Source organism: Amycolatopsis sp. NPDC051716, from assembly GCF_040681595.1.
Classification (GTDB): Bacteria; Actinomycetota; Actinomycetes; order Mycobacteriales; family Pseudonocardiaceae; genus Amycolatopsis.
Window position 1 is genome coordinate 135,506 of sequence record NZ_JBFAZA010000005.1, and the last position, 23,644, is coordinate 159,149.

Consider the following 23,644-nt stretch of genomic DNA (forward strand, 5'->3'; position numbering starts at 1 on the left):
AGTCCTCATTCCTTGATCGGCTCTTTGATCGGCTCGAACACCACGGTGGGCTCGTCGGCCCCGGGCGGCACGTAGTCGCGCAGCCCCATCCGCAGTTGCAGCCACCAGACGACGGATCCGCTGAGCGTCGCGGTCGCGACGCCCCACGCGGACCCGGCCGCACCACCGAGGAAGGCGCCGGTGATGCCGAACGTGACGTAGAACAGGGAGGCGATCAGCTGCGATCGCAGGCTCCGCTTGGCGGCGCCCAACGCCCGGAGCCCGGCCGCGGCGCCGGTGGCGAAGCTCGCGCCGACCACGGCGAGGGTGACCGGGAGGATCAGCGGGGACGAGGAGTCCCACACCGAGCCCATCACCCAGCGGCCGGCGCTGTCGGGTACGAGGAGCAGCAGGCCGACGCCCCAGCACAGCGCGGCGGCGGCCTGCCCGCCACCGAGGATCACGCAGAAGTGCTTCAGCCGGTGCGGCGCCCGCTGAAGCACCCGCGCGCCCTCGGCGACGGTGACCAGGGACAGCCCCATGAGCAGGGCCAGGAACGGGCCGAGGAGCTGCTCGGCACCGCGGACCGCGCCGACGGCGGTGATCCCGGCGATGGCGCCGAGGCCGTACGCGCGCAGCTGCGACGCGCCGCTGTTGCTGACGTTCTCGACGAGGTACCGGACGCTGAGGTCGCGCTGCGTCCGGAGCCAGCCCGCCATCTCCCGCGGGTGCGGGAGGATCCCGGTCTGGAACCCGCCGTACAGGGCCGCGACCGCGCCGGAAAGGCCCCAGGCCAGCACGAACGCGACCACCGTGTGGATCTGCGCGGCGACGTAGAGCGCCGGGAGCAGCGCCACGCCCCACACGCAGTCGTTGACGAACGCTTTCTTGCCCGCGCCGCGCGCGAAGAACGCGAAGCGCCAGGCGTCCTGGAGGAGCAAGCCCGGCAGGACGACGGCGAGCGCGACGAACGCGTTGCCGAGCGGGCCGCCCGCGGCCAGCCCGGCCAGGAGACTGACCACGCCGGTCACGCAGCCGACGCCGATCGCGGTGCCGGACGCGCTCGCCACGCCAGACCGCCACCGGTCCTCCGGCACGGCGCTGAACCGCACCATCAGCGGGTCCGTGGCGAGGCCGCGCGAGATGTTGAGCACCACGCCGTAGGTGACCCAGGCGAGGCTGAAAATGCCGAACGCGAACGTGCCGAGCGAGCGGGCCACGTACAGCCCGACGGCGAAGTTGGTCAGGCTGGACACGGCCTGGTCGCCGAGGCCCCAGCTCAACCGTCCGGCCATCGCGCGCGCCGCGCCCGACCGGAAGATCGAGCGTGGCACACGGCGATGGTTGGCCACGTCGTTCACTCCTTGACCAGACCGGCGTCGTGCAGGGCACGGGCCGCGACGTCGACGATGTCGAAGGGCAGCCCGGCGCGCTCGGCGATGTCCAAGAGCGAGTGCTCGCCGTCGGAGAGGTTGAGCACCCACAGCATCGCCATCTGGGCCTGCTTGGCGTCGCTGCGGCCGCCGAGGGAGTCGTACAGCCCGCGCTTGCCGAGCTGCGGCTCGCCGTACGGGCTGAGGTTGACGTACCGGCGGTTGCGGTCCAGGACACCGAACGCGTCCTTCAAAACACCGAGCGTGTCTTCCATGGCCGCGGGTGACACGAAACCCGGGTTGTCGGCGGAGGTGTGGTACTCGGGGTAGCCCGCGTACGGCGTGCGCGTCAGCGAGCCGACGCCGAGGTTGAAGCCCGGCGAGCAGAACTGGCGCTCGTCGTAGCCGTACGGCGAGAAGTCGACAACGCGGTGCTCCCGCGAGCGCAGCACGTGCTGCATCACGCGGTCGATCTCGGCGTCGTCGCGGCGGGACTTCTTGTACGTCAGCGAGCCCGGGTCACCGGCGCACGCCAGCACCAGCCCGTGACGGACCTTCTCGATCCGTGAGGCGTTGCGTGCCAGCCAGGTGATCGAGCCGATCGTGCCCGGCATGAACAGGAAGCGGTACGTGTAGTGCGGCTGGGCCGCGGCCAGCTGCTGGGCCAGCGAGACGGCCACCGCGATGCCGGCGAGGTTGTCGTTCGCCAGCGACGGGTGGCAGACGTGGCAGGACACGATGACCTCGTCGGTGACGCGGCCCGGGACGACGTGCTCGCCGTAGGTCAGCGAGCCGTCGGCGAGGGTCGAGTCGATGACGACGTCGTAGTCGCCGTCGGGCAGCGCGTCGAGCTTCTCCTGCGCGAGGCAGAATCCCCAGGCCGGGGCGTAGTAGCTGGTCCGGTAGGGCACCCACGAGGGCTGCTCGGGCAGCGTGTGGAGGTGTTCCCGCAGCTCGCTCAGCGGCATCCGCCGCGACACCGGGACGCTGTACCCGACGACGTGCAGGTTCAGCTCCTGGAAGTCGATGACGCGCTCACCCGACGGCGAAGCGACGTACGCGTCCCGGATGTTCCACTCCTGCGGGATCGTCCAGTCCAGCACCTGCGTACCGGTCGGGACCTCGTGCCGCTCGAGCGCGATGTGCTCGCCGATGATGTCCAGGGTCTGCCGCACGCCGTCGCCGGTGATGCTGCGGCAGATCGGGTACAGCCGCTCGACCAGGGCGTGCAGCTCCGCCCCCGTTCGCAGCTGCGGGCCCGCCACTACTTCCGCCGCAGGGTGGAGTCGACGCGGCCGGCTTCGCCCTCGCTCTTGAGCCAGGCCAGCCGGGTGAACAGCTGCTGGAACGACTCCCGGGTGAGCCCGAACTTGCGGTAGGCCTCGATGAGCTCGACGGCGCCGTCCTTGACCGACCAGTCGCAGGCGAAGCCGGGGATCGCGGCGCGGAAGCGCGAGAAGTCGACCCGGTACGAGCGCGGGTCGGCGCCCGCCTCGCCGGTGATGTTCAGCGTCGAGCCCGGCACGGCCTCGACGACCTCCTGCGCGATCTCGGCGACGGTGACGTTGTTCTCCTCGGTGCCGATGTTGAAGGCCTTGTTGTGCACGGCCTCCTTCGGCGCGGTCAGGGCCGCCGTGAAGGCGCGCGCGATGTCCTGGGCGTGCACCAGGGGCCGCCACGGCGTGCCGTCGGAGAGCACCAGCACCTCGCCGGACAGGTGGGCGTGCGCGGTCAGGTTGTTCAGCACGATGTCGCCGCGCAGCCGGGGCGAGTAGCCGAACGCGGTCGCGTTGCGCATGTAGACCGGCGTGAAGTCGTCGTCGGCGAGCTCGTGGACGTCGGCTTCGACACGCACCTTCGACTCCGCGTACGGCGTCACCGGCCGCAGCGGCGCGTCCTCGTCGACGAGGTTGTCGCCGCCGGCGCCGTACACCGAGCAGGTCGACGCGTAGAGGTACCGCTGGACGCCGGCGTCCTTGGCCAGCTTCGCGAGCTTCACCGACGCGTGGTGGTTGATGTCGTAGGTCAGCTCCGGCGCGAGCGAGCCCAGCGGGTCGTTCGACAGCGCGGCCAGGTGGATGACCGCGTCGAATCCGGAGACGTGGGCCGCGGTCACGTCCCGCAGGTCGACGGCGTGCCCGGCCGGGTCGGCGGGGGCGGGCCCGAGCAGGCAGTCCTCGAACAGCCCGGAGTCCAGGCCGGTGACTTCGTGGCCGGCGGCGGCGAGCACCGGGGCCATCACCGTCCCCAGGTAGCCCTTGTGCCCCGTCAGCAACACCCGCATCGGATTCAGCCCTTCAGATCGAGAGTGAGTTTCTTGACGAAAAACGCTTCGGCGTACTTCGCGGCGGCTTCGATGCCGCGGATCCGGGCCAGCCCGAGGAAGGCCTCGCGGTCGTACCAGGGCCGCTGCCGCTGCGAGGCGTAGTGCTCCTGCAGCAGCCGGACCTTCTCCTCCGCGAGCTCGTCGGACAGTGGCTGGTACACCGATGGGGCGCCGAGGTCGCCGTCCCATTTGACGATCTCGTAGCCGAGCGCCAGGTGGTCGCGGAACGCCGTCGGAACCAGCTTGGCCAGCCCCCGGTGGTCCTGGTGGGCGTCGTCGGTCCGGGGCGCCAGGATGACGTCCGGGTCGGTCCGCCGCCGCAGCTCCTCCAGGGCGTTCTTGGCCTCTTCCCAGTGCGCCGGGAACCGCCCGTCCGGCAGCTTCAGCACCGTGACGTCGAGCTCGGCGCCCGGGCAGAACGCCGCCAGCGCCGCCCGCTCCTCGTCCTCGCGGGGCGTGCCGCCGCCGGAGAGGACCAGCGCGTCGACCTTCAGGCCCGGCCGCGACGCGCACAGCGTCAGCAGCGTGCCGCCGGCGCCGATCGCGATGTCGTCGCAGTGCGCGCCGAGGGCGACGACGCCGGTGAGCCGGTCCGGCCGGAGCCCGATCACGCGATGCTCGCGGCCGTGCGCTCCCAGAGCGCCCAGGGCCGCTCACCGTGGGTGTAGGCGTTGTCGAGGGCCGCGCGCTCCTTGACCGTGTCCGTCGGCTTCCAGAAGCCGCGGTACGGGTAGGCCAGCAGGCGGCCGCGCTTGGCGAGCTCGCCGCAGCCGTCGGCGACCAGGTCGCCGTTCTCCGGGATGTGGTCGAACACTTCCTGCCGCAGCACGAAGTAGCCGCCGTTCTCCCACAGCGGCATTTCGCTCACCGCGGTGATCGAGCCGACCTTGCCGCCCTCGTCCATTTCCACGCAGTGGAACGACGACTGCGGCGGCACGACCATCATCGAGGCGCCCGAGTCGGAGTTCGAGAACCGCTCGATCATGTCGGGCAGCGGGACGTCGGACAGGACGTCGGCGTAGTTCGCGAGGAACATTTCGTCGCCGTCGAGGTACGGGCGCACCCGGCGCAGCCGCTCGCCGATCGGCGACTCGATGCCGGTCTGCACGAAGGTGATCGTCCAGTCCGCGATGTCGGTCGACAGCAGTTCCGCCTGCCCGTTGCGGAGGACGAAGTCGTTGGAAATGGTTTCCTGGTAGTTCAGGAAGAAGTTCTTGATGTGCGCCGCGCCGTAGCCGAGGCACAGGATGAATTCGGTGTGGCCGAAATGCGCGTAGTAGCGCATCACGTGCCAGATGAGCGGTCTCGGACCGACCATCGCCATCGGCTTCGGGACGTCGTCGGCCGCGCCGTTGCGCATCCGCATCCCGTAACCACCGCAGAAGAGGACGACCTTCACTTCACTGCACCTCGACGATTTCCAAGTGGGGAATCGGGAACACGAGCTTTCCGCCCCAGGCCCCGATGTGGGAGAGCTGTTCGGTCAGTTCCTCCCGGAGGTTCCACGGGAGGACGAGCACGTAGTCGGGCCGGTCCGCTTCGATCCGTTCCGGCGGCAGCACCGGGATGCGCGTGCCGGGGGTGAACCGGCCGTGCTTGTACGGATTGCGATCGACCGTGTACTGCAGCAGGTCCGTCCGGATGCCGCAGTGGTTCAGCAGGGTGTTGCCCTTGCCCGGGGCGCCGTAGCCGACGACGGTCTTCCCGTCGTTGCGCGCCTCGATGAGGAACTTCAGCAGGTCCAGCCGCACGCGGGTGACGCGCTCGGCGAACTCGGTGTACCCGGACAGCTCGTGCAGCCCGGCGGCCTTTTCGCGCTCCAGCACGTCGGTCATCCGCTCGCTGGGCTCGCCCGCGACCCCGTCGGGCCGCGCCCACAGCCGGATGGACCCGCCGTGCGTCGGCAGCAGTTCGACGTCGACCACGGTCAGCCCGCCGGTCGCGAGGGCCCGGCGCGCGGATTCGACCGTGTAGTACTGGAAGTGCTCGTGGTAGATCGTGTCGTACTGGTTCTTCTCGATCAGCGTGAGCAGGTGCTGGACCTCGATGGAGACCCAGCCGTCGTCGGCGACGAGCGCCCGCAGCCCCTTGGTGAAGCCGAGGACGTCGGGGATGTGCGCGTAGACGTTGTTCGCGGCCACCAGATCGGCCGGCCCGTTTTCCTCGCGCACCTTCAGGCCGGTTTCCTCGGAGAGGAACGCGGTCAGCGTGGGCACCCCGGCGTCCCGCGCCGCTTGCCCGACGTTCACCGAAGGTTCCACGCCCAGACACCGGATCCCGTGCCCGACGACGTGCTTGAGCAGGTACCCGTCGTTGCTCGCCACCTCGACGACGAACGACTTCTCACCCAGCCCGAGCCGCTCGACCGCGCCGTCGACGAACCGCTTCGCGTGCTCGACCCACGACGTCGAGAACGACGAGAAGTACGCGTACTCGGTGAAGGTGTCGTCGGGGTCGATCAGCGGCGGGATCTGCGCGAGCCAGCAGTCGGTGCAGACCTTCAGGTGGAGCGGGAAGGTGGCTTCCGGCTCGTCGAGCTGCTCCGCCGGCAAAAATCGCTCACACGGGGGAGTCGCGCCGAGGTCGACGACACTGGCCGTGTTTGTCGAACCGCAGAGTCGACATGTGGTCATCTACCAGGCTCCTTGGCTCGCGGTCGCGATGTGCGTTTAACACGTCGACCGGCGCCGGAAGGTCGTTACAGCGACGCGGGAGCCGCTGGTGGACCGATTCGGAACCGCAACCTGAATGGCCTAACTGTGGCGGGAATCACGAACCGTACCCGACCGAACCCGTAACGTCCACAGTGGACCTGCTCCTAGGCTGGCCGGATGACTTCCCAGCCGACTCCCCGCCTGAGCGGGTTCGCGGGCGTGGTGCTGACGGTCCGCTTCCTGACCGAGCTGGCGCTCCTGGGCGGCCTGGCCCTGGCGGGTACCCAGCTCGGCAGCGGCGTCGCGCTGGCCATCGTCGATGCCGTCCTGCTGCCGGTGGCGGCGGCCGCGCTGTGGGGTCTGTTCATCGCGCCGCGGGCGCGCCGCCGCCTCCCGGAACCGGCCCGCTTCCTGCTGGAATTCGCTCTCTTCGCGGTCACTGGCGTGGTGCTCGCCCTGGTCGGCTGGCTGGTCGCGGGCATCGCCGTGGCGGCGGCCGGGATCGGCGTCGCGGCCCTGACCCGGGTGGTCGCCAAAGACGGCTGAGCTCTCCCCGCCACCCGGCGGAGAGGGCTCCGGCAGCAGCTCAGACGAGCTTTTCGGCGGCCGGGACGACCTCGGTGGCGAACTTCTCGAGGACCGCCGGGCGGTGCACGTGCGGCACCATCCCGAGCGCGACCTGGATGCCCAGCCCGTTCAGCCGCTCCAGCTCGGCCAGCAGCTCGTCGGACTTCTCACCGTTCTCGCCGACGTCGAGGATGTGGTAGACGGTCTTGGTGATCGAGTCGTAGTCGCGGCCCTCGTTCTCGCAGTGCTGCCGCAGCACGTCGAGCTTGCGCTCCAGGTCCGGCCCGTTGAAGAGGTTGCACGCGTCGGCGTACTTCGCGACGAGCTTCAGGGTCTTCTTCTCGCCGCCGCCCCCGATCATGATCAGCGGACGCGGCTTCTGCAGGGCCTGGGGCACGTTGAGCAGCCGTCCGGCGTCGAAGTGCTTGCTCTTGAACGGCGCGTCGCCGTCGGTCCACATCTGCAGCACGTACTGGAGGTTCTCCTCCAGCAGCTCGAAGCGCTCGGCCACGGACGGGAACGGGAACCCCAGCCCGCGGGACTCCTCCTCGTTCCAGCCCGCGCCGATGCCGAGGATCGCGCGGCCGCCGGAGAGCACGTCCAGCGTCGTGACGGCCTTGGCCAGCAGGCCGGGGTGGCGGTAGAGGACGCCGGTGACCACGGTGAGCAGCTTGGCGCGCTCGGTGTGCGCGGCGATGAAGCCGAGGGTCGTGTACGCCTCGAGCATGTCGTTCTCGACGGGGCCGACGGCGCCGATCTGGAAGAAGTGGTCCATCACGGCGATGGAGTCGAAGCCCGCCTGGTCGCCCGCGCGGACGACGGCGGCCAGGTCGGCGCCCAGCGCGGACGCCCCGTTCGGCCAGGTGAAGTCGGGGATCTGCAGTCCGAGTTTCATGATTTCCGACCGTATACCTGGAGTTGCCCCAGCTGCCCGGTCAGAAATCGCGGACCAGGAAGACCCGGCCGTGCAGGGGATCGGTGACCCACACCGTGCGCGTCCGCTGGTCGACGGCGACGTCACCGGGGTTGACGCCCAGCGACAGCTCGCCGCTCAGCGTGCCCGCCGTGCCGTCGACGCGGGTGAGCCCGTTCTGGCCGCCGTTGGTGAACACCGTGTTCGTGCCCTGGTGCACGGCTAGCGCGGAGGATTCGCTGCGCAGCAACACGGTCTTGCGCTCGGTGCGCGTGACGGCGTCCACAATGGACATGTGGTGGATGCCGGAGTTCGCGACGTAGACCGTGCCGCTCGCGTGGTGCACCGCGACCCCGGTCGGGTTGCGCCCGACCTTCACCGAAGCGACGAACTTCCCGCTGTCGATCGAGAACACCTCGATCGAGTCGGTGGCGGTGCTCGCGCAGTAGGCCAGCTTGCGGCCGGGGTCGACGCCGATGCCGGCGAACCCCTGCTGCGGGCTCGGCACGAGCGCGGCCAGCGTGCAGCTGACGCCGTCGAGCACGGCGAGCGTCCCGGTGGTGCCGCTGGCCGCGTAGACGCGGTTGGCCTCCTCGTCGACCGCCAGCGCCGAGGCACCGGCTCCCGCGCCGATCACGCTCACCAGGTCGTGGGTCCGGCTGTCGAGCACCACCACGGTGCCCGCCGGGGGGTTCGCGACGTAGATCCGGCCGGCCTCCGGGTCGGCCGCGACGTCGCCGGGCTCGCCGCCGACGTGGATCACGTCGACGACCGACGCGCTGCGCGGCTCCACCACGGACACCGTCCCGGCCTGGGCGTCGGTGACGTACCCGAGCCCGGTGACCGGGTTCACCGCGACCGCGGCCGGGTCGCCGCCGAGGTCGAGGGACCGGACGTCCTCCGCGCGGGCCGTCCCGGGCAGGAAGAAGGCCCCGGCACCCGCCGTGACCAGCGCGAACAGGGTCCGCCGGGGTAGCCGCCCACCACGCATCGGCGCCTCCGCTCCTGATCATCCCGCCGCCCGAGCGTAACCCGCGCCATCCCCACCCGAAGGAACTTCGCGTCCCCCGATCGCGTTGTTTCCACTGGGTAAACCCACTCGGGACAGCGGTTGGAGGCGAGCGCGCGTGCACGGGCATCAGAACGGACTCAAGACGGCATTGCTGCTCGGCCTGCTGTCGGCGATCATCATCGCGCTCAGCGGGCTCTTCGGCCGGGGTGCGCTGCTGATCGGCCTGGTCATCGCCCTCGGGATGAACGCGTTCGCCTACTTCAGCTCCGACAAGCTGGCGTTGCGCGCGATGCGGGCGCGGCCGGTGTCGGAGGTCGAGCAGCCCGCGATGTACCGGATCGTGCGCGAGCTCGCGCAGGTCGCCCGGCAGCCGATGCCGCAGCTGTACATCAGCCCGACGGTCGCGCCCAACGCGTTCGCGACCGGCCGCAGCCCGCGGCACGCGGCGGTGTGCTGCACCACCGGCATCCTCGACCTGCTCGACGAGCGCGAGCTGCGGGCGGTGCTCGGCCACGAGCTCTCGCACGTCTACAACCGCGACATCCTGATCTCGTGCGTGGCCGGCGCGCTGGCCAGCGTGATCAGCGTGCTCGCGAACATCGCGCTGTTCTTCGGCAGCAACAACCGCGACGGCAATCCCCTGCTCAGCCTGCTGCTGATCTTCGTCGGGCCGATCGCCGCGGCCATCATCCGGATGGGTGTCAGCCGATCGCGGGAGTACCAGGCCGACGCGTCCGGGGCCGAGTTGACCGGTGACCCGCTGGGCCTGGCCTCGGCGCTGCGGAAGCTGGACGCCGGTACGCGGGCGCGGCCGCTGGTCGCCGAGCCGCAGCTCGTGTCGCAGTCGCACCTGATGATCGCGAACCCGTTCCGCCCCGGCGAAGGCCTGAGCAAGCTGTTCTCGACCCACCCGCCGATCGCCGACCGCATCGCCCGGCTCGAAGAGCTGGCCCGCCGCCCGTTCTGATCCCAGCTGGTGGGAGCGGGAATCCCGGGCCCGCGGCCGGAGTTGCGCAGGCATGGTTTCCGCACAGCTGCACCTGGGCGTCGCCATCGACGGGGCCGGGTACCACCCGGCCGCGTGGCGGATTTCCGCGGTCGAGCCCGCCGCCCTGTTCACCGCCGGCCACTACCTGAAGTACGCGAAGCTCGCCGAAGCGGCTTCGTTCGACTTCGTCACCCTCGACGACTCGCTCGCGCTGCAGCCCGGCGGTGAAGGGGTCGTTCGCGGCCGGCTCGACGCGCTGCTCACGCTGTCCGCGATCGCGCCGGTGACCAGCCGGATCGGCCTGGTCCCGACCGTCACCACCACGCACACCGAGCCGTTCCACGTCTCGACGTCGGTCGCGACGCTGGACTACGCGAGCCGGGGCCGTGCCGGCGTCCTCGCCGTGCCGTCGCTGACGGCCGCCGAAGCCGCGCACTTCGGCCGCCGCCCGGTTCCTTCGCCGGCGGACGGCGACGCCGAGACGGCCGAGGTCCTCGACGTCAGCACCCGGCTGTGGGACAGCTGGGAGGACGACGCGATCGTCCGCGACGCGGCGACCGGCCGGTTCATCGACCGCGACAAGCTGCACTACGTCGACTTCGAGGGCCGGTTCTTCAGCGTGAAGGGACCGTCGATCACCCCGCGGCCGCCGCAGGGCCACCCGGTGACCGCGGTCTACGGCGACTCGCCGCACGCGAGCGCCGCCGACGTGGTCGTGACCAGGGCGGACCACCTGGACGCGGTCCGCGCCACGGCCGCCCGGTTCCCGGGCGCGAAGGTGCTGGCGACGGTGTCGATCGTGCTGGCCGAGACCGGGCAGGGGGCCCGCGACCGGCAGCGCGAGCTCGACGCCCTGGTCCCGTTCGAACCCGCGGGCCTGTCGTTCGCCGGCACGCCCGCGCAGCTGGCCGCCGAGCTGCCGCGCTGGGCGGCCGAGACCGGCGTGGCCGGGTTCCACCTGCGGCCCGCCGTCCTGCCCGACGACCTCGACCTGCTCGCCGGCGAGGCCGTGCCCGCCCTGCGTGCCGCGGGCGCGTTCCGGAGCGGCTACGCGGGGACCACCCTGCGCGAGCACCTCGGCCTCGGCGTCGCCGTCAACCAGTACCAGGGGGCGTGAGATGACCAAGCAGATCAAGCTCGCCGCGCACTTCCCCGGCGTGAACAACACGACGGTGTGGAGCGACCCGGCCTCGGGCAGCCAGATCGACTTCGCGTCGTTCGAGCACCTGGCCCGCACGGCCGAGCGCGGCAAGTTCGACTTCCTCTTCCTCGCCGAAGGCCTGCGGCTGCGCGAGCACGCGGGAAAGATCCTCGACTCCGACGTCGTCGGCCGGCCCAACACGACCACCGTGCTGGCCGCGCTGTCCGCCGTCACGACGCACCTCGGCCTGGCCGGGACGCTGTCGTCGACGTTCAACGAGCCCTACGAGGTGGCCCGCCAGGTCGCGAGCATCGACCACCTCTCCGGCGGGCGCGCGGCGTGGAACGTCGTGACGTCACCGGACGCCTTCACCGGGCAGAACTTCCGGCGCGGCGGTTTCCTCAAGCGGGAGGACCGGTACGCGCGGGCCGAGGAGTTCCTGGCCACCGTGCGCGAGCTTTGGGACAGCTGGGCGCCCGGAACCCTGGTGGGGGACAAGGAGAACGGCGTCTTCGCCCGCGACCCGGGCAAATTCGTCCACAGTGGAGCCCAGTTCGACATCGCCGGCGAGTTCACCTTGCCGCGGACGCCGCAGGGACAGCCGATCGTCATCCAGGCCGGCGACTCCGACGAAGGCCGCGAGTTCGCCGCGAAGGCCGCGGACGTCATCTTCAGCAGGCACGGCACCCTCGAAGACGGCCAGGCGTTCTTCCACGACGTCAAGCGCCGCCTGGCCGCGTACGGCCGCGAGCACGGCGAGCTGCTGATCATGCCGGCCGCGACGTTCGTCCTCGGCGACACCGACGCCGAAGCCGAGGAGAACGCCCGCGAGATCCGGCTCCAGCAGGTGCGCCCGGCCACCGCGATCCAGTTCCTCGAGCAGGTGTGGAGCCGCGACCTGGCGGAGTACGACGTCGACGGGCCGCTGCCCGAGGTCGACCCCGACCCGGACGCCGAGCCGCTGACCTGGGGCCGCGTCCGCCACGAGAAGGACCCGCTGGAAACGGCGCGCCGGTGGCGGGCCATCGCGGAGGAGAAGAAGCTCTCGATCCGCGAGCTGGTGATCGAGGTCACCGCGCGCCAGCAGTTCGTCGGCACGCCGTCGACGGTGGCCGGCGCGATCGACGAGTACGTCCAGTCGGACGCGGCCGACGGGTTCGTGCTCGTGCCGCACCTGACCCCGGGCGGGCTCGACGAGTTCGTCGACAAAGTCGTGCCCCACCTGCAGGAACGTGGGGTCTTTCGCACCGAGTACGCCGGACCGACACTGCGCGAGCAGCTCTTCTAGGCGCTGAGTAGCACTTCGCTGCCCGGATGCGATCCCACCACTGGACGGTGCACTTCACGCCAAGGCGCCGACGGGGGTCGCGCCGGGATCGCTCAGGGGGAGCCGGTGAACAGCGAGGGGTTGCTGCGCATTCATTTCACGTCAGAAGATCAGGGCAGGCTGCGGCTCGCCACCGCCACGGACTGGATGTGGGAAGTGGTGCTGAGCCTGCACTTGCTGCAATCCGGGGAACCGGATCTGGTGTTCGACCCCTGGCGACGGCGGCTGGCCGGGTTCCTGTCGCCCGAGCTGAAAGTGGTCGTCGCCTTTCTCAACGTCGTCAACCCCAAGGCCCGCTACTTCCCGGATTTCCTCACCCCGGTGACCGGAACGGGGGAGATCGCCGTCGGCATCGACGCGGTGCGGTGCACTCCCAGAACGCAGTTTCCGGTCCAGTTCGCCCGGCTGGCCCACACGCGGGTACTGCCGCCGCGAGTGCGATCGCTCGCCACCGGTGACAAGGACGCTGTCGCGCACGTCTGCCGGGCGTTGCGGGCCTACTACGACGCCGCGATCGCCCCGTTCCGGCAGCTGATCGACCTACGGCTGGCCGAGGTGCGCCACGAGTACGCGCGCATCGCGGCCACCCGGGGCAGCGAGGCGCTGCTGCGGTCGCTGGGTTCCGGCTGCGACTGGCAGCCACCGCTGCTGCTGACCCGGTACCCCCACGACCGCGACGTGCACCTCGGTGGCCGGGGACTTCTGCTCATCCCGTCCTTCTACTGCGTCCGCCGCCCGGTGACGCTGTTCGACCCCGATCTCCCGCCGGTGCTGGTCCTGCCGATCCGGCACGATCCCCGGTGGCTGTCCGGGAGCGACCGGTGCACGGCGAGCGCGGAAACGCTCAGCGACCTGCTCGGCGACACCAGAGCGCGGATTCTCGACCTCGCCGGGAATGACGCGCTCGCCACCGGGGCCATCGCCGGAAAACTGCGGATTTCGGCCCAGACGATCAGCTACCACACGAAAATCCTGCGCGACGCCGGGCTCATCACCAGCAGTCGCCACGGTGCCTCGGTGGTGCACCACCTCACGGACATGGGTGTCGCGTTGCTGAACGGCCGTCCGACACCGGTCCGGCAGTGGTGAGCCCGCAGACCTCGAACCTGGTCGAAAGGTGTGGTGGAAACCGGCAACGCGGCGAGGATCGAGCCGTCCGGTTCCGACACCTCGACGACGGGGAGAAGTCCATGGTGAAAAGTCGGCCGCTTGCTGTGCTCTTGAGCTTGGTCGCTGGTCTGCTGCTGGCGGTGGGGCTGGTGGCACCCGCCTCCGCGACGACCACGGCCGGTCCGGGGGCGGCCAGTTCGGCCCGCCAGGCTTGTGCGATCCAGGCGACGGCGTTCGAAACGAGAGGAAACGTCAACGTCGTCACGGCGACGCGGACCGAGTGCCGGCCCGCTGCCTTGGCCGCACCGGACTCGGTGGCCGCCAACGTGCACGTCGGCTACGGGTGCAAGGACAGCAACTTCGAGAACACCTGCTGGTGGTTCGACGTGGCGAGTCCCGGCTGCTCGGGTGGCCGGGTCTGGACGTGGAGCACCATCGTCCAGAACAACGTCCTGTCCTCCTGGGAGGCGGTCGGGACCTGCAGCCACGGCATCCTGTACGACCTGCCCGGCCCCGGCGGCGCCAGCATCACCTGCTACACGTGCTACGGGCTCGGCAGCATGAACGACAAGACCTCGGCGTTGCGGGTCTACCCGTAACGCTAGGCCGAAGCTCCCGCCGCTACGGCGACTGCCTTCACGTAGTCGCCGTAGCCGGACTTCGCCAGCTTCTCGCCGAGCGCGTAGCACTCGTCGGCGTCGATGAAGCCCATGCGCAGCGCGATCTCCTCGAGACACGCGATGCGCACGCCGGTGCGGTGCTCCAGCACCTGCACGAACTGGCCGGCTTCGAGCAGCGAGTCGTGCGTGCCGGTGTCGAGCCAGGCGAAGCCGCGGCTGAGCTCGACCAGCGTGGCGCGGTCCTCGCGCACGTAGGTCAGGTTGACGTCGGTGATCTCGAGCTCACCGCGCCTCGACGGCTTCAGCCCGCGGGCGATGTCGACGACGTGGTTGTCGTAGAAGTACAGGCCGGTGATCGCCTTGTTGGAGCGCGGCTTCAGCGGCTTTTCTTCGATGGTGCGGAGTTTGCCTGCCTCGTCGACCTCGCCGACGCCGTAGCGCTCGGGGTCCTTGACCGGGTAGCCGAACAGCACGCAGCCGTCGAGCTCGCGCACGGCCTGCTGCAGGCGGCTGGAGAAGCCCTGGCCGTAGAAGATGTTGTCGCCGAGGACCAGCGCCACGTCGTCGTCGCCGATGAAGTCCGCGCCGATCACGAAGGCCTCGGCCAGCCCGTTCGGGCTCGCCTGCTCGGCGTAGGAGAACGAGAGGCCGAACTGGTCGCCGTTGCCCAGCAACCTGCGGAACATCGGCAGGTCGGTGGGGGTGGAGATGACGAGGATCTCGCGGATCCCGGCGAGCATCAGCACCGAGATCGGGTAGTAGACCATCGGTTTGTCGTAGACCGGCAGCAGCTGCTTGGACACCGCCTGGGTGATCGGGTGCAGACGTGTCCCGCTGCCTCCGGCCAGCACGATGCCCTTCATGAACGGCCTCCCTTTTCCGTGGCTGAGACTTCCCCACCCTACGGGCTGCCGCTAGAAGGCGGATCGTTTGCCGAAGTAGGCCTTGCAGCCGGCGTTGTTCTCGGTGGCGATCTCCAGCACGTTCCGGCCGTCGTCGACCGGCAGCAGCGTCGAGGAGTAGTTGGGGCAGAAGTTGTTGGAGATGCCGGTGACGTGCACCGGGGCGGGCAGTTCGTACCAGTGGCCGCTGCCGAAGTCGTCGTTCGCGAGCAGCACCTGGCCGTTCTGCGGCTGCGGCACGCCCTTCGCGTCGGTGTAGATCTGCCCGACCATGACGATCCGCACCCCGTTCGGGCCGCCGGGGAACAGGGTGATCGTCTGCGCGTGCTGGAAGTAGTTGCCGGTGGCGGTCTCGACGCGGGTGCCGGGGTCGGCCGGGTCGCCCCAGTTGGCGCCGTCGGCGGAGATCTTGAAGTACGGGTCGCAGTAGCGGTCGCGGAAGTTGCAGATCTCGTAGGCGAAGTAGTAGCGGCCGTCGGGCAGCCGCCGGATGATCGGCATGCCCGGCCGGACGCGGTCGGGCGGGATCGCCATGGTGAGCTGCTTGGTGCCCCAGCTCACCCCGTCGGTCGATGCGACCCGGTTGAGCACCTGCGCGTACTTCGGCGCCTGCGTCTCGTCGGCGAAGTGGAGCCAGAGCGTGCCGCCGGCGTCGACGGTGAACTCGGGCTCCCAGATGCCGTCGATGTTGTGCGACCGCGCGGCCTCGGACAGGAAGCTCCAGGAACGGCCGCCGTCCTTGCTGGCCCAGACGCGGATCCCGATGCGGCGCTGCGGCCCGGCGTCCTGCCGGTAGGAAGCGGCCCACAGCAGGGTGCCCGCGCGGAGCTTGCCGACGCGTTCCGGCAGTTCGTAGACGGTGCCGCAGCACATGCCGGCCTGGCCATCGGGGTCGTGGATGGCCCCGATCTCGTGGAACGACTCGCCTTCGTCGGTGCTCTCCAGCACGGGCGTGAACTTGCCGTCGGCGTCTTCGCTGGTCAGCGTGGCGACGATGTGCCCGCGGCCGACGGCGGAGTGTTCGAGGCGGATCAGGCGCGCGTAGGCGCCGAAGCCGGGGAGGAGCAGCTTGCGCTCGGCCGCGCCGGCCGGCGTCAGCAGCGAGGCGACGGCGGCGAGCGTCAGCACGAAGACCAGCGAACGGCGCAACTCGCCCCCCTCCACACGGTGATGGCGCGATTACAACACGCGCGGGCGGCGGCCACGGGCCGCATTCACGCGTTCGGGTAACGCTCGTGCTCTGCGTGTCGAAAGATCACGGGAGGGCCGCGTGGCCCCGAGGGGGAAAGATGAAGCTCCGGCTGGGCGGCGTGCTGCTGCTCTTGGTGATGGCATCGGCGTGCGCGCCGGCGACCGGCTACGGCGAGATCGTGACGAAATCGGCGCCCGCTCTGCCTCCTCGTACGCCGACTTCGTCGGCAGCGCCGGTACCGCGCGAGGTGCCGACCGAGACGCACACGGGCTCGGAGAGCGGCGAGTTCCAGACGTCGTGGCCGGCGGACCAGCTGGGCTTCTTGACGTTCGAGTGCCCGAAGTGCACGTCCAACGTGATCGTCGACACCGACGGCGGCGAGCACGGCCTGGTCAACGCCATCGGCGCGTACAAGGGCACGAAGTGGATGAACACGGAGCCGGACCGCCCGGTGAAGCGGGTGACGGTCCACGCGAACGCCCCATGGACGGCCACGATCTCGGACTACCGAAGCATCCCGACGGCGGAGAGCGGCAAGGAAGCGGCGGGCAAGAGCGAGTCGGTCCTGAAGCTCCCGGCGGGGGTGACGCGGATCCGCTTCACGGCGAAGACCCGGGGGAACGTCGCGCTGTGGGTGATGTCCCCGAAGGACCGCGACCTCCTCCTCAACCAGATCGGCGACCTGCAGGTGGAGCGCGACGTCCACGGGCCGGCGTACCTGCAGGTGGAGGGCTACGAAGCGAGCTGGACGCTGACGCCGTCCTGAGCGGCACCCGCGGCGGGTCACTCGACTCCGCGCTCGGTGGTACCGACGTCGTACCCACGGGCACCCGAAACCGGATACCCGCAGGTCAACGCGGGTAAGTCACCGGTAATTCGTGAACTGCAGCGCGATCTCGAAGTCCTTGCCCTTCAGCAGGGCGATGACATCCTGCAGCTGGTCCTTCTTCTTGCCCGACACCCGCAGCTGGTCGCCCTGGATCTGGGCCTGGACGCCCTTGGGGCCTTCGTCGCGGATGAACTTGGCGATCTGCTTCGCCTTGTCCGAGGCGATGCCCTGCAGGATCTTGCCGGAGATCTTGTAGATCTTGCCCGACAGGGCCGGCTCGCCGGCTTCGAAGGCCTTCAGGGAGATGCTGCGCTTGATCAGCTTCTCCTTGAACACCTCGACCGCGGCCAGCGCGCGCTCCTCGGTCTCGGATTCGATCGTGAGAGCCTCCTCGCCGGCCCAGTTGATCGTCGTGCCGGTGCCGCGGAAGTCGAACCGCGTGCCCAGCTCCTTGCTCGCCTGGTTGAGCGCGTTGTCCACCTCCTGGCGGTCGACCTTGCTCACGACGTCGAAAGAGGGATCCGCCACGTGTCCTCACACCTCGTACTCGCTTGTCAGGGACCACCCAGCCTAGCCCCCACGGGGGGAGGGGTATCCCGGTTGACCCCTGCTCCGACCCCTTGGGTAAGCTTTCCCCCGGCCGGTGAGACCGGCCTGGGCGGGTTACCCGAGTGGCCAAAGGGGACTGGCTGTAAACCAGTTGGCTTACGCCTACGGGGGTTCGAATCCCTCACCCGCCACCCAGCGAGGAGCCCCGTGATCACCTGATCACGGGGCTCCTCGCATGTGCGGGCTAGTGCGGTGTCAGCCGCGGCGGCTCGCGGTGCGGATTGACCCGCCCGGCCGGAACCTGAGCGCGTCCGGTGTGCCGGGCCGTCCGGACGGGCTAAACCCTTCCCCGATTCGGTGTGGTCAATTCGAGAGCTGGCATCGCTTGCATTCCCGGTGAACGAGAATTGATTCTCTCGTCTTCAAGCTGCCGCATCCTGGCTGGTGGCCGCTATGTGTCGGATGGGCGAAATCGCCGAGTTATCCGGTAAAACTGCACGTCGGAGGACTTGGATCGGCGATTCGGTGGAAGGCTGACTCCGCCTTTCGACCTGTTTTCGGAATGCGCGTAACGCATTTCTTGAGCGACTCGACCCGGCATGGGGGTGCCGGAAATTTCACCGAGCCGCTGGAGGAACACATGTCCATTCCCGTGACGTCGCGACCGGTCCGCGAGGAGCTGGTGCGGGTGCAGTACGCCGAACCCGCGCTCGTCGCCGGCTACGCGGACGACCACGCCGGATGGGGCCCCACCGCGCGCTACCACCATTCGCGGCGCTACGCCATCGACCAGGTGCTGGCCGGCTGCCCCGGTGGCGACCTGCTCGACGTCGGCTGCGGGCCGGGGATGATGGTGCGGCACCTGCTCGACACCCGGCCCGGCGACTTCCGCCTCACCGCGTGCGACCAGTCGCCGGCCATGATCGACGCCGTCGCGGCGCGCGCCGGCGCCGGCGTGCAGCTCGCCGTGGGCGACATCGAGGAGATGCCGTTCGCCGACCGGCAGTTCGACGTCGTCCTCGCGATGGGCGTCCTCGAGTACGCCGAGGCCGCGCAGGCTCTGCGCGAAGTCGCCCGGGTCACCCGGCCCGGCGGGCTCGTCGTGACGACGATGCTCAACCCCAAGAGCCCGTACCGGCTCTTCGAATGGGGCGTCTTCTGGCCCGCCCGCCGCACGCTCGGCGCGCTGGAACGCGTCGTCGGCGTTCCGCCGTCGAGACGGCACGGTGCCCGCCGCACCGGGATCGTCGCGCTGACCCCGCGGCGCCTGCGGGAATTGCTGTGGCGCGCCGGTCTGCAGCCGGGGGAGGCCATCGCCTACGACGTCACCGCGTCGGTGCCGCCGGTCGACCGGCTGGTCCGCCGCCGGGACCGCTCGTGGCGGAAGCGTCCGGAAGCGACGATCGCGCGCGGGGCGAAGCGCTGGCTGGGCACGGGCTACCTGGTCGCCGCCCGGAAGGTCGGAGAGTAGGGCAACGGCCGGTTTCCCTTGGGGGAGAGGGAAACCGGCCGTCGTGGCGGCGCTCGGGGTTACGCCGCCTGGGAAACCGGCGTCGAAGCCGGGGTCAGGGCGAGGTCGAGGACCTCGCGGACGTTCGCCACCGCGTGGACGTCCAGCTGGGCCAGCACCTCGGCCGGGACGTCGTCCAGGTCCGGCTCGTTGCGCTGGGGGATGATCACCGTCTTCATCCCCGCCCGGTGGGCCGCCAGCAGCTTCTGCTTGACGCCGCCGATCGGGAGCACGCGGCCGGTCAGGGACACCTCGCCCGTCATCGCCACGTCCGCCCGGACCACCCGGCCCGAGAGCAGCGACGCCAGCGCCGTCGTCATCGTGACACCGGCGGAAGGGCCGTCCTTCGGGACCGCGCCCGCCGGCACGTGGACGTGGATGCCGCGGTTCTTCAGGTCACCCACCGGCAGCTCCAGCTCCGCGCCGTGCGACCTGAGGTAGGACAGCGCGATCTGCACCGACTCCTTCATCACGTCGCCGAGCTGGCCGGTCAGCTGCAGCCCGGACGCGCCGGACTCCTGGTCCGCCAGCGACGCCTCGATGTACAGGACGTCGCCGCCCGCGCCGGTCACCGCCAGGCCCGTCGCCACGCCCGGGGTCGCCGTGCGCTGCGTCGACGCCGGGAGCGACGACTCCGGGATGTGCCGCGGGCGGCCCAGGTAGGTCTCCAGGGAAGGAGCGTCCACGGTCAGCGGCAGCGAGACCTCGTCCAGCGCCACCTTGGTCGCGATCTTCCGCAGCACCTTCGCGATCGTCCGGTTCGCGTCGCGCACGCCCGCCTCGCGGGTGTACTCGGCGGCGATCCGGCTGAACGCGGCGTCCGTCAGGACGACGTCCGCAACGCTCAGGCCCGCGCGCTCCAGCTCCCGGGGGAGCAGGTGGTCGCGGGCGATGGTGACCTTCTCGTGCTCGGTGTAGCCGTCCAGCGTGACGAGCTCCATGCGGTCCAGCAGCGGGCCGGGGATGGTCTCGAGCGCGTTGGCCGTCGCCAGGAACACGACGTCGGACAGGTCCAGCTCGACCTCGAGGTAGTGGTCGCGGAACGTGTGGTTCTGCTCCGGGTCCAGCACTTCGAGCAGCGCCGCGGTCGGGTCGCCGCGGTAGTCGGCGCCCACCTTGTCGATCTCGTCGAGCAGCACGACCGGGTTCATCGAGCCGGCTTCCTTGATGGCGCGGACGATCCGGCCGGGCAGCGCGCCGACGTAGGTGCGGCGGTGCCCGCGGATCTCCGCCTCGTCGCGGATGCCGCCCAGCGCGACGCGGACGAACTTGCGGCCCATGGCCTTGGCGACGGATTCACCCAGCGACGTCTTGCCGACCCCGGGAGGGCCCGCGAGGGCGAGCACCGCGCCGGAGTGCCGCCCTCCGACCGGGCGGAGACCCGACTCCGCTGTGTTGGATGGCGCCTCGGCGGTAAAGCGTGCCTCGGCGCGGCGCTTCCGGACGGCCAGGTACTCGATGATGCGTTCCTTCACGTCGTCGAGACCGGCGTGGTCGGCGTCCAGCACCGCCCGCGCGGCCGCGATGTCGTAGACGTCCTCGGTGCGCTCGTTCCAGGGCAGCTCCAGGACGGTGTCCAGCCAGGTGCGGATCCAGCCGCCTTCCGGGGACTGCTCGGACGCGCGGTCCAGCTTGTCCACTTCGGCCAGTGCGGCCTTCTTGACGGCGTCCGGCAGTTCGGCGGCCTCGACGCGGGCGCGGTAGTCGTCGTCCTGCGCGGTGCCGTCGAGCTCGCCGAGCTCCTTGCGGATCGCCTCGAGCTGGCGGCGCAGCAGGAATTCCTTCTGCTGCTTCTCCATGCCTTCGGTGACGTCCTTGCGGATCGTGTCGGTCACCTCGAGCTCGGCCAGGTACTCCTTGCTCCACTCGAGGGCCTTCTCCAGGCGGGCAGCGACGTCCAAAGCGGACAGCAGCTCGAGCTTCTGCTCGGTGGACAGGTAGGGCGCGTTGCCGGACAGGTCGGCGATCGCGGAGGCGTCCTCGACCTGCTGGACGGCGTCGATCAGCTGCCAGCCGCCGCGCTGCTGGAGGATCGAGATGACGACGGCCTTGTACTCGGCCGCGAGCTGCGCGGCCTTTTCGTCGGTGGTCTCGGGGGCGTCCTCGGCGTGCACCCAGCGGGCGGCGCCGGGGCCGTCGGCGATCCGGCCGACGACCGCGCGGGCCGTGCCGCGCAGCAGGACGGCGGCCTTGCCGCCGGGCACGCGGCCGATGCGCTCGACCGTGGCGACGGTGCCGAACTCGGCGTACTCGCCGTGGACGCGCGGGACGATCAGGACCTCCGCCTTGGTGGCGGCGGACGAGCGGATGCCGGGGAAGGACGCCTGGCTCGGCGTCTTGGCCTGGGCGGACTCCACCGCGGCCCGCGTCTCGGTGTCGGTGAGGTCGAGCGGGACGACCATGCCCGGCAGCACGACGTCGTCATCGAGCGGGAGCACGGGCAGGAGGCGGGTGTCGGACATGTGCACTCCTCGGGTAGTTGAGTCTGCTTTGCTCAACTCTCCGATGGGTGTGTTTGTTTCCGATGGTGCGTTCGCCCACAGCGATCGAGGAAACCGCAGGTCAGGCGGGCTTCTCCGCCACCGCGCACCACGCGAAGGGGCGGGCCTCCGCCTCGAGCGCGTTGATTTTCCGGTCCGGCCGCCAGTCCGGCAGGTGCACGATGCCCGGTTCCAGCAGCGGCCAGTCCCCGAAGAGCGGCTCGATCTCCTCGCGGTTGCGCAGCCAGACCGGGTTGCTCGTCTTCCGGTACTGCTCGACGAACCAGCGCAGCCCGTCCAGGTACGGGCCGTCGCCGTCGCCTTCGCTCATCTGCGAAATCGCCAGCCAGCTGCCGGGCGCGAGGGCGTCCCGGTACGCCGCCAGCAGGCCGTCCGGATCGTCGTCGGGTCCGACGAAGTGCAGCACCGCCGCCATGATCAGGCAGACGGGCCGGGAGAAGTCGATGAGGCGCTGCGTTTCCGAGGCGCGCAGCACGGACTTCGCGTCTCGCATGTCGGCCTGGACGATGCCGGCCCAGTCGGTCGCGATTTCCTCCTCGAGGATCAGCGTCGCGTGGGCGACGGCGACCGGCTCGTAGTCGACGTAGACGACCTTCGCGTCGTGGTCCTCGGGCAGCTCGGCCTCGACGACCTCGTGCACGTTCCCGGCCGTCGGCACCCCCGACCCGAGGTCGATGAACTGCCGGATCCCGGCCCGCAGCGCCGCCCGCACCGCGCGGTTCATGAACTCGCGGTTCTGCTTCGACCCCGGGCGCACCAGCGGCCACTGCTGCTCCATGCGCCGACCGAACTCGCGGTCCACGGCCCAGTTCTGGGTACCGCCCAGGTACCAGTCGTAGATCCGGGCCGCGGACGGCTTCTCGGTGTCGACGCCTTCGGGCGCTCTCGGCGCGGAATCCCGCTGGTCGGTCACTTCAGGCTCCCCTCGCTGGCGGCGGGGGCCAGCCTATAAGCCCAGCGCACCGGCGGTAATCCACCAGTAGTTCACCGAACAGCCGGTCGACGCTGCCAGTACGTCCACAGCGGGCGGTACCCCTGCGCGTACCAGAACGGCGTCGACAGCGGGTTCGCCGCGGCGTGGTGCAGCAGGACGACGTCGGCGCCTTCCTCGTCGAGGACCTGGTGGGCGTGCGTCGCCAGCGCGGTGCCGACGCCGGACGACCGCGCGGCCTCCGCCACCGCCAGTGAGGACAGGTAACCCACGCGGGAAGCGGCGACGCGGCCGCTGATCCAGCCGGTGTCGCCCGGGTGCTGGACGCTGACCATGCCGAGCGGACGGCCGTACAGCTCGGCGATCCACAGCGGCGGCTCCGGCCGCTTCAGCTGCTCGGCGAGGTCCTTGGCCAGGATCTCCTCGACACCGGTGCGCCAGTTCACCGTGCCGTACTGGGCGTCGTAGGAGTGCAGCTCCATGCCGAGCTCCACCGCCGTTTCGAGGTCGCCGGGCTCGGCGCGGCGGATCTTGACCCCGGGCGTCCCCAGCGGGGTCGCCGGGACCAGCCGCTGCGCCGGGCGGACCGCGACCACCCGCAGCGGCGCGAAGCCGTGGTGCAGCATTTCGCGCGCGCCGGCGGCGTCCCGGCTCGCGCGCGGGACGATCGCCGCCGTCTCGGTGTCACCCGGCTCGGCGACGGCGCGCAGATGTTCATCCCATCGGGTGAGGAGGGCGTCCAGCGCGGCCGCCGGCTGCGGGCCGGCCAGCTGGAGGTCGAGCCGGTGTTCGGTCAGCGCGCGCCACGGCGCGTTCGGGGCGTCGCGGTCGACCTGGACGCGGGAGGCCAGCGCGGACGCCGCGGAGTCGCCCGTCGCCACCTCCAGGACCACCGCGTTTTCCGTGGCCTCGAAGGGAGTCGATCCGGGGAGCAGGGAGTCCACCGCCGCGAGCCGTGCCGCGTGCTCGGTGGCAATCACATCGCTGTGCATGGAGCCATTGAAGCGCGACCCGGCCCCCGGTGGGCACGGAACCGGCCGAGTTCAGTCATCCGGCCCGTCACCCCTTGGTCCACGCAGGTCAGCGCGTTCGAGGCATTGTTAACCCTGGGGTGATCTCCTACTGTCTCGAAAGGGACGCGGGTACGCCCTACGGGGTACGGTATGGCCCCTGTCCACACCCGAAGTCACGGATCAGCACCGGTGGACAAGCCGGGAGGG

The 23,644-nt window shown here is 70.4% G+C and carries 22 protein-coding genes and 1 tRNA gene; 9 read left to right on the forward strand and 14 right to left on the reverse strand.

The window, feature by feature from the left end; translation table 11 throughout:
• Positions 1-5: 5 nt before the first annotated feature.
• Genes AB0M30_RS08420 through AB0M30_RS08445 form a run of 6 tightly spaced genes read right to left on the reverse strand, consistent with a single transcriptional unit; the run spans position 6 to position 6,311 of the window.
• Complete coding sequence (locus tag AB0M30_RS08420) at positions 6-1,331, reverse strand: hypothetical protein (protein WP_364581535.1); 1,326 nt, start codon at positions 1,329-1,331, stop codon at positions 6-8.
• A gap of 5 nt (positions 1,332-1,336) precedes the next feature.
• Positions 1,337-2,617 (reverse strand): DUF4910 domain-containing protein, encoded by a 1,281-nt coding sequence (locus AB0M30_RS08425; protein WP_364581538.1) that lies wholly within the window; start codon positions 2,615-2,617, stop codon positions 1,337-1,339.
• Positions 2,617-3,636: an SDR family oxidoreductase gene (locus AB0M30_RS08430; RefSeq protein WP_364581540.1), complete on the reverse strand. Its 1,020-nt coding sequence runs from the start codon at positions 3,634-3,636 to the stop codon at positions 2,617-2,619. The genes AB0M30_RS08425 and AB0M30_RS08430 overlap by 1 nt, the downstream gene beginning before the upstream one ends.
• Before the next feature lie 5 nt (positions 3,637-3,641).
• Positions 3,642-4,289: a PIG-L deacetylase family protein gene (locus AB0M30_RS08435; RefSeq protein ID WP_364581542.1), complete on the reverse strand. Its 648-nt coding sequence runs from the start codon at positions 4,287-4,289 to the stop codon at positions 3,642-3,644.
• Positions 4,286-5,077 carry a glucose-1-phosphate cytidylyltransferase gene (locus AB0M30_RS08440; RefSeq protein ID WP_103337365.1) on the reverse strand — a complete coding sequence of 264 codons (792 nt, stop codon included), beginning with the start codon at positions 5,075-5,077 and terminating at the stop codon, positions 4,286-4,288. The genes AB0M30_RS08435 and AB0M30_RS08440 overlap by 4 nt, the downstream gene beginning before the upstream one ends.
• Before the next feature lies 1 nt (position 5,078).
• Positions 5,079-6,311 carry a class I SAM-dependent methyltransferase gene (locus AB0M30_RS08445; protein ID WP_364581545.1) on the reverse strand — a complete coding sequence of 411 codons (1,233 nt, stop codon included), beginning with the start codon at positions 6,309-6,311 and terminating at the stop codon, positions 5,079-5,081.
• 198 nt (positions 6,312-6,509) lie between these two features.
• Between AB0M30_RS08445 and AB0M30_RS08450 the strand changes: the two genes are divergently transcribed.
• Positions 6,510-6,878, forward strand: a complete 369-nt coding sequence (locus tag AB0M30_RS08450) for a YrdB family protein (RefSeq protein WP_364581547.1) — start codon at positions 6,510-6,512, stop codon at positions 6,876-6,878.
• A 40-nt stretch (positions 6,879-6,918) separates the two neighbouring features.
• On the opposite strand, the gene AB0M30_RS08455 is transcribed toward AB0M30_RS08450, so the two are convergent.
• Complete coding sequence (locus tag AB0M30_RS08455) at positions 6,919-7,794, reverse strand: LLM class F420-dependent oxidoreductase (protein WP_364581549.1); 876 nt, start codon at positions 7,792-7,794, stop codon at positions 6,919-6,921.
• Positions 7,795-7,834: 40 nt separating this feature from the next.
• Positions 7,835-8,803, reverse strand: coding sequence for a YncE family protein (locus AB0M30_RS08460; protein WP_364581550.1), 969 nt, complete (start codon positions 8,801-8,803; stop codon positions 7,835-7,837).
• A 136-nt stretch (positions 8,804-8,939) separates the two neighbouring features.
• Here AB0M30_RS08460 and htpX point away from each other — a divergent pair, with 136 nt between their 5' ends.
• From htpX to AB0M30_RS08485, 5 genes are all read left to right on the forward strand, one after another.
• Complete coding sequence (gene htpX / locus AB0M30_RS08465) at positions 8,940-9,791, forward strand: zinc metalloprotease HtpX (protein ID WP_360177679.1); 852 nt, start codon at positions 8,940-8,942, stop codon at positions 9,789-9,791.
• A gap of 52 nt (positions 9,792-9,843) precedes the next feature.
• The gene (locus AB0M30_RS08470; protein ID WP_364581553.1) at positions 9,844-10,929 is read left to right on the forward strand and encodes an LLM class flavin-dependent oxidoreductase; all 1,086 of its coding nucleotides are present in this window, start codon (positions 9,844-9,846) and stop codon (positions 10,927-10,929) included.
• Position 10,930: 1 nt separating this feature from the next.
• On the forward strand, positions 10,931-12,241 hold the full coding sequence (locus AB0M30_RS08475) for an NtaA/DmoA family FMN-dependent monooxygenase (RefSeq protein WP_364581556.1): 1,311 nt from the start codon (positions 10,931-10,933) through the stop codon (positions 12,239-12,241).
• 105 nt (positions 12,242-12,346) lie between these two features.
• Positions 12,347-13,369 (forward strand): helix-turn-helix domain-containing protein, encoded by a 1,023-nt coding sequence (locus AB0M30_RS08480; protein ID WP_364581557.1) that lies wholly within the window; start codon positions 12,347-12,349, stop codon positions 13,367-13,369.
• Positions 13,370-13,500: 131 nt separating this feature from the next.
• The gene (locus AB0M30_RS08485) at positions 13,501-13,989 is read left to right on the forward strand and encodes a hypothetical protein (RefSeq protein ID WP_364581560.1); all 489 of its coding nucleotides are present in this window, start codon (positions 13,501-13,503) and stop codon (positions 13,987-13,989) included.
• A 2-nt stretch (positions 13,990-13,991) separates the two neighbouring features.
• Here the strand turns inward: AB0M30_RS08485 and rfbA are convergent, their stop codons facing one another.
• A complete protein-coding gene (gene rfbA / locus AB0M30_RS08490; RefSeq protein ID WP_364581562.1) occupies positions 13,992-14,873 on the reverse strand; it encodes a glucose-1-phosphate thymidylyltransferase RfbA in 882 nt (293 codons plus the stop codon).
• A 51-nt stretch (positions 14,874-14,924) separates the two neighbouring features.
• Positions 14,925-16,061: a sialidase family protein gene (locus tag AB0M30_RS08495; RefSeq protein ID WP_364581565.1), complete on the reverse strand. Its 1,137-nt coding sequence runs from the start codon at positions 16,059-16,061 to the stop codon at positions 14,925-14,927.
• A gap of 140 nt (positions 16,062-16,201) precedes the next feature.
• On the opposite strand from AB0M30_RS08495, the gene AB0M30_RS08500 reads away from it, so the two are divergent.
• Positions 16,202-16,870: a hypothetical protein gene (locus AB0M30_RS08500; protein ID WP_364581568.1), complete on the forward strand. Its 669-nt coding sequence runs from the start codon at positions 16,202-16,204 to the stop codon at positions 16,868-16,870.
• A 99-nt stretch (positions 16,871-16,969) separates the two neighbouring features.
• On the opposite strand, the gene AB0M30_RS08505 is transcribed toward AB0M30_RS08500, so the two are convergent.
• Positions 16,970-17,461, reverse strand: a complete 492-nt coding sequence (locus AB0M30_RS08505) for a YajQ family cyclic di-GMP-binding protein (RefSeq protein ID WP_103337374.1) — start codon at positions 17,459-17,461, stop codon at positions 16,970-16,972.
• A 129-nt stretch (positions 17,462-17,590) separates the two neighbouring features.
• Between AB0M30_RS08505 and AB0M30_RS08510 the strand changes: the two genes are divergently transcribed.
• Positions 17,591-17,673: transfer RNA gene (locus AB0M30_RS08510), tRNA-Tyr, on the forward strand.
• Between the two features lie 449 nt (positions 17,674-18,122).
• Positions 18,123-18,953, forward strand: a complete 831-nt coding sequence (locus AB0M30_RS08515; RefSeq protein WP_364581571.1) for a class I SAM-dependent methyltransferase — start codon at positions 18,123-18,125, stop codon at positions 18,951-18,953.
• Between the two features lie 59 nt (positions 18,954-19,012).
• Here AB0M30_RS08515 and lon read toward each other — a convergent pair whose 3' ends face one another.
• The 3 genes from lon to AB0M30_RS08530 all read right to left on the reverse strand — a co-directional run bounded on the left by lon (position 19,013) and on the right by AB0M30_RS08530 (position 23,416).
• The gene (gene lon, locus AB0M30_RS08520) at positions 19,013-21,454 is read right to left on the reverse strand and encodes an endopeptidase La (protein ID WP_364581573.1); all 2,442 of its coding nucleotides are present in this window, start codon (positions 21,452-21,454) and stop codon (positions 19,013-19,015) included.
• 100 nt (positions 21,455-21,554) lie between these two features.
• Positions 21,555-22,406 (reverse strand): SAM-dependent methyltransferase, encoded by an 852-nt coding sequence (locus AB0M30_RS08525; RefSeq protein ID WP_364581575.1) that lies wholly within the window; start codon positions 22,404-22,406, stop codon positions 21,555-21,557.
• A gap of 71 nt (positions 22,407-22,477) precedes the next feature.
• A complete protein-coding gene (locus tag AB0M30_RS08530) occupies positions 22,478-23,416 on the reverse strand; it encodes a GNAT family N-acetyltransferase (RefSeq protein WP_364581578.1) in 939 nt (312 codons plus the stop codon).
• Between the last annotated feature and the right edge of the window lie 228 nt (positions 23,417-23,644).

Bases quoted from the DNA above. Each gene is read 5' to 3' on its own strand.
- AB0M30_RS08530 (WP_364581578.1), bottom strand. From the start codon at position 23,416: ATGCACAGCGATGTGATTGCCACCGAGCACGCGGCACGGCTCGCGGCG.
- AB0M30_RS08450 (WP_364581547.1), top strand. From the start codon at position 6,510: ATGACTTCCCAGCCGACTCCCCGCCTGAGCGGGTTCGCGGGCGTGGTG.
- AB0M30_RS08445 (WP_364581545.1), bottom strand. From the start codon at position 6,311: ATGACCACATGTCGACTCTGCGGTTCGACAAACACGGCCAGTGTCGTC.
- rfbA (WP_364581562.1), bottom strand. From the start codon at position 14,873: ATGAAGGGCATCGTGCTGGCCGGAGGCAGCGGGACACGTCTGCACCCG.
- AB0M30_RS08500 (WP_364581568.1), top strand. From the start codon at position 16,202: ATGAAGCTCCGGCTGGGCGGCGTGCTGCTGCTCTTGGTGATGGCATCG.
- AB0M30_RS08460 (WP_364581550.1), bottom strand. From the start codon at position 8,803: ATGCGTGGTGGGCGGCTACCCCGGCGGACCCTGTTCGCGCTGGTCACG.
- lon (WP_364581573.1), bottom strand. From the start codon at position 21,454: ATGTCCGACACCCGCCTCCTGCCCGTGCTCCCGCTCGATGACGACGTC.
- AB0M30_RS08515 (WP_364581571.1), top strand. From the start codon at position 18,123: ATGTCCATTCCCGTGACGTCGCGACCGGTCCGCGAGGAGCTGGTGCGG.
- AB0M30_RS08475 (WP_364581556.1), top strand. From the start codon at position 10,931: ATGACCAAGCAGATCAAGCTCGCCGCGCACTTCCCCGGCGTGAACAAC.
- AB0M30_RS08455 (WP_364581549.1), bottom strand. From the start codon at position 7,794: ATGAAACTCGGACTGCAGATCCCCGACTTCACCTGGCCGAACGGGGCG.
- AB0M30_RS08470 (WP_364581553.1), top strand. From the start codon at position 9,844: ATGGTTTCCGCACAGCTGCACCTGGGCGTCGCCATCGACGGGGCCGGG.
- AB0M30_RS08430 (WP_364581540.1), bottom strand. From the start codon at position 3,636: ATGCGGGTGTTGCTGACGGGGCACAAGGGCTACCTGGGGACGGTGATG.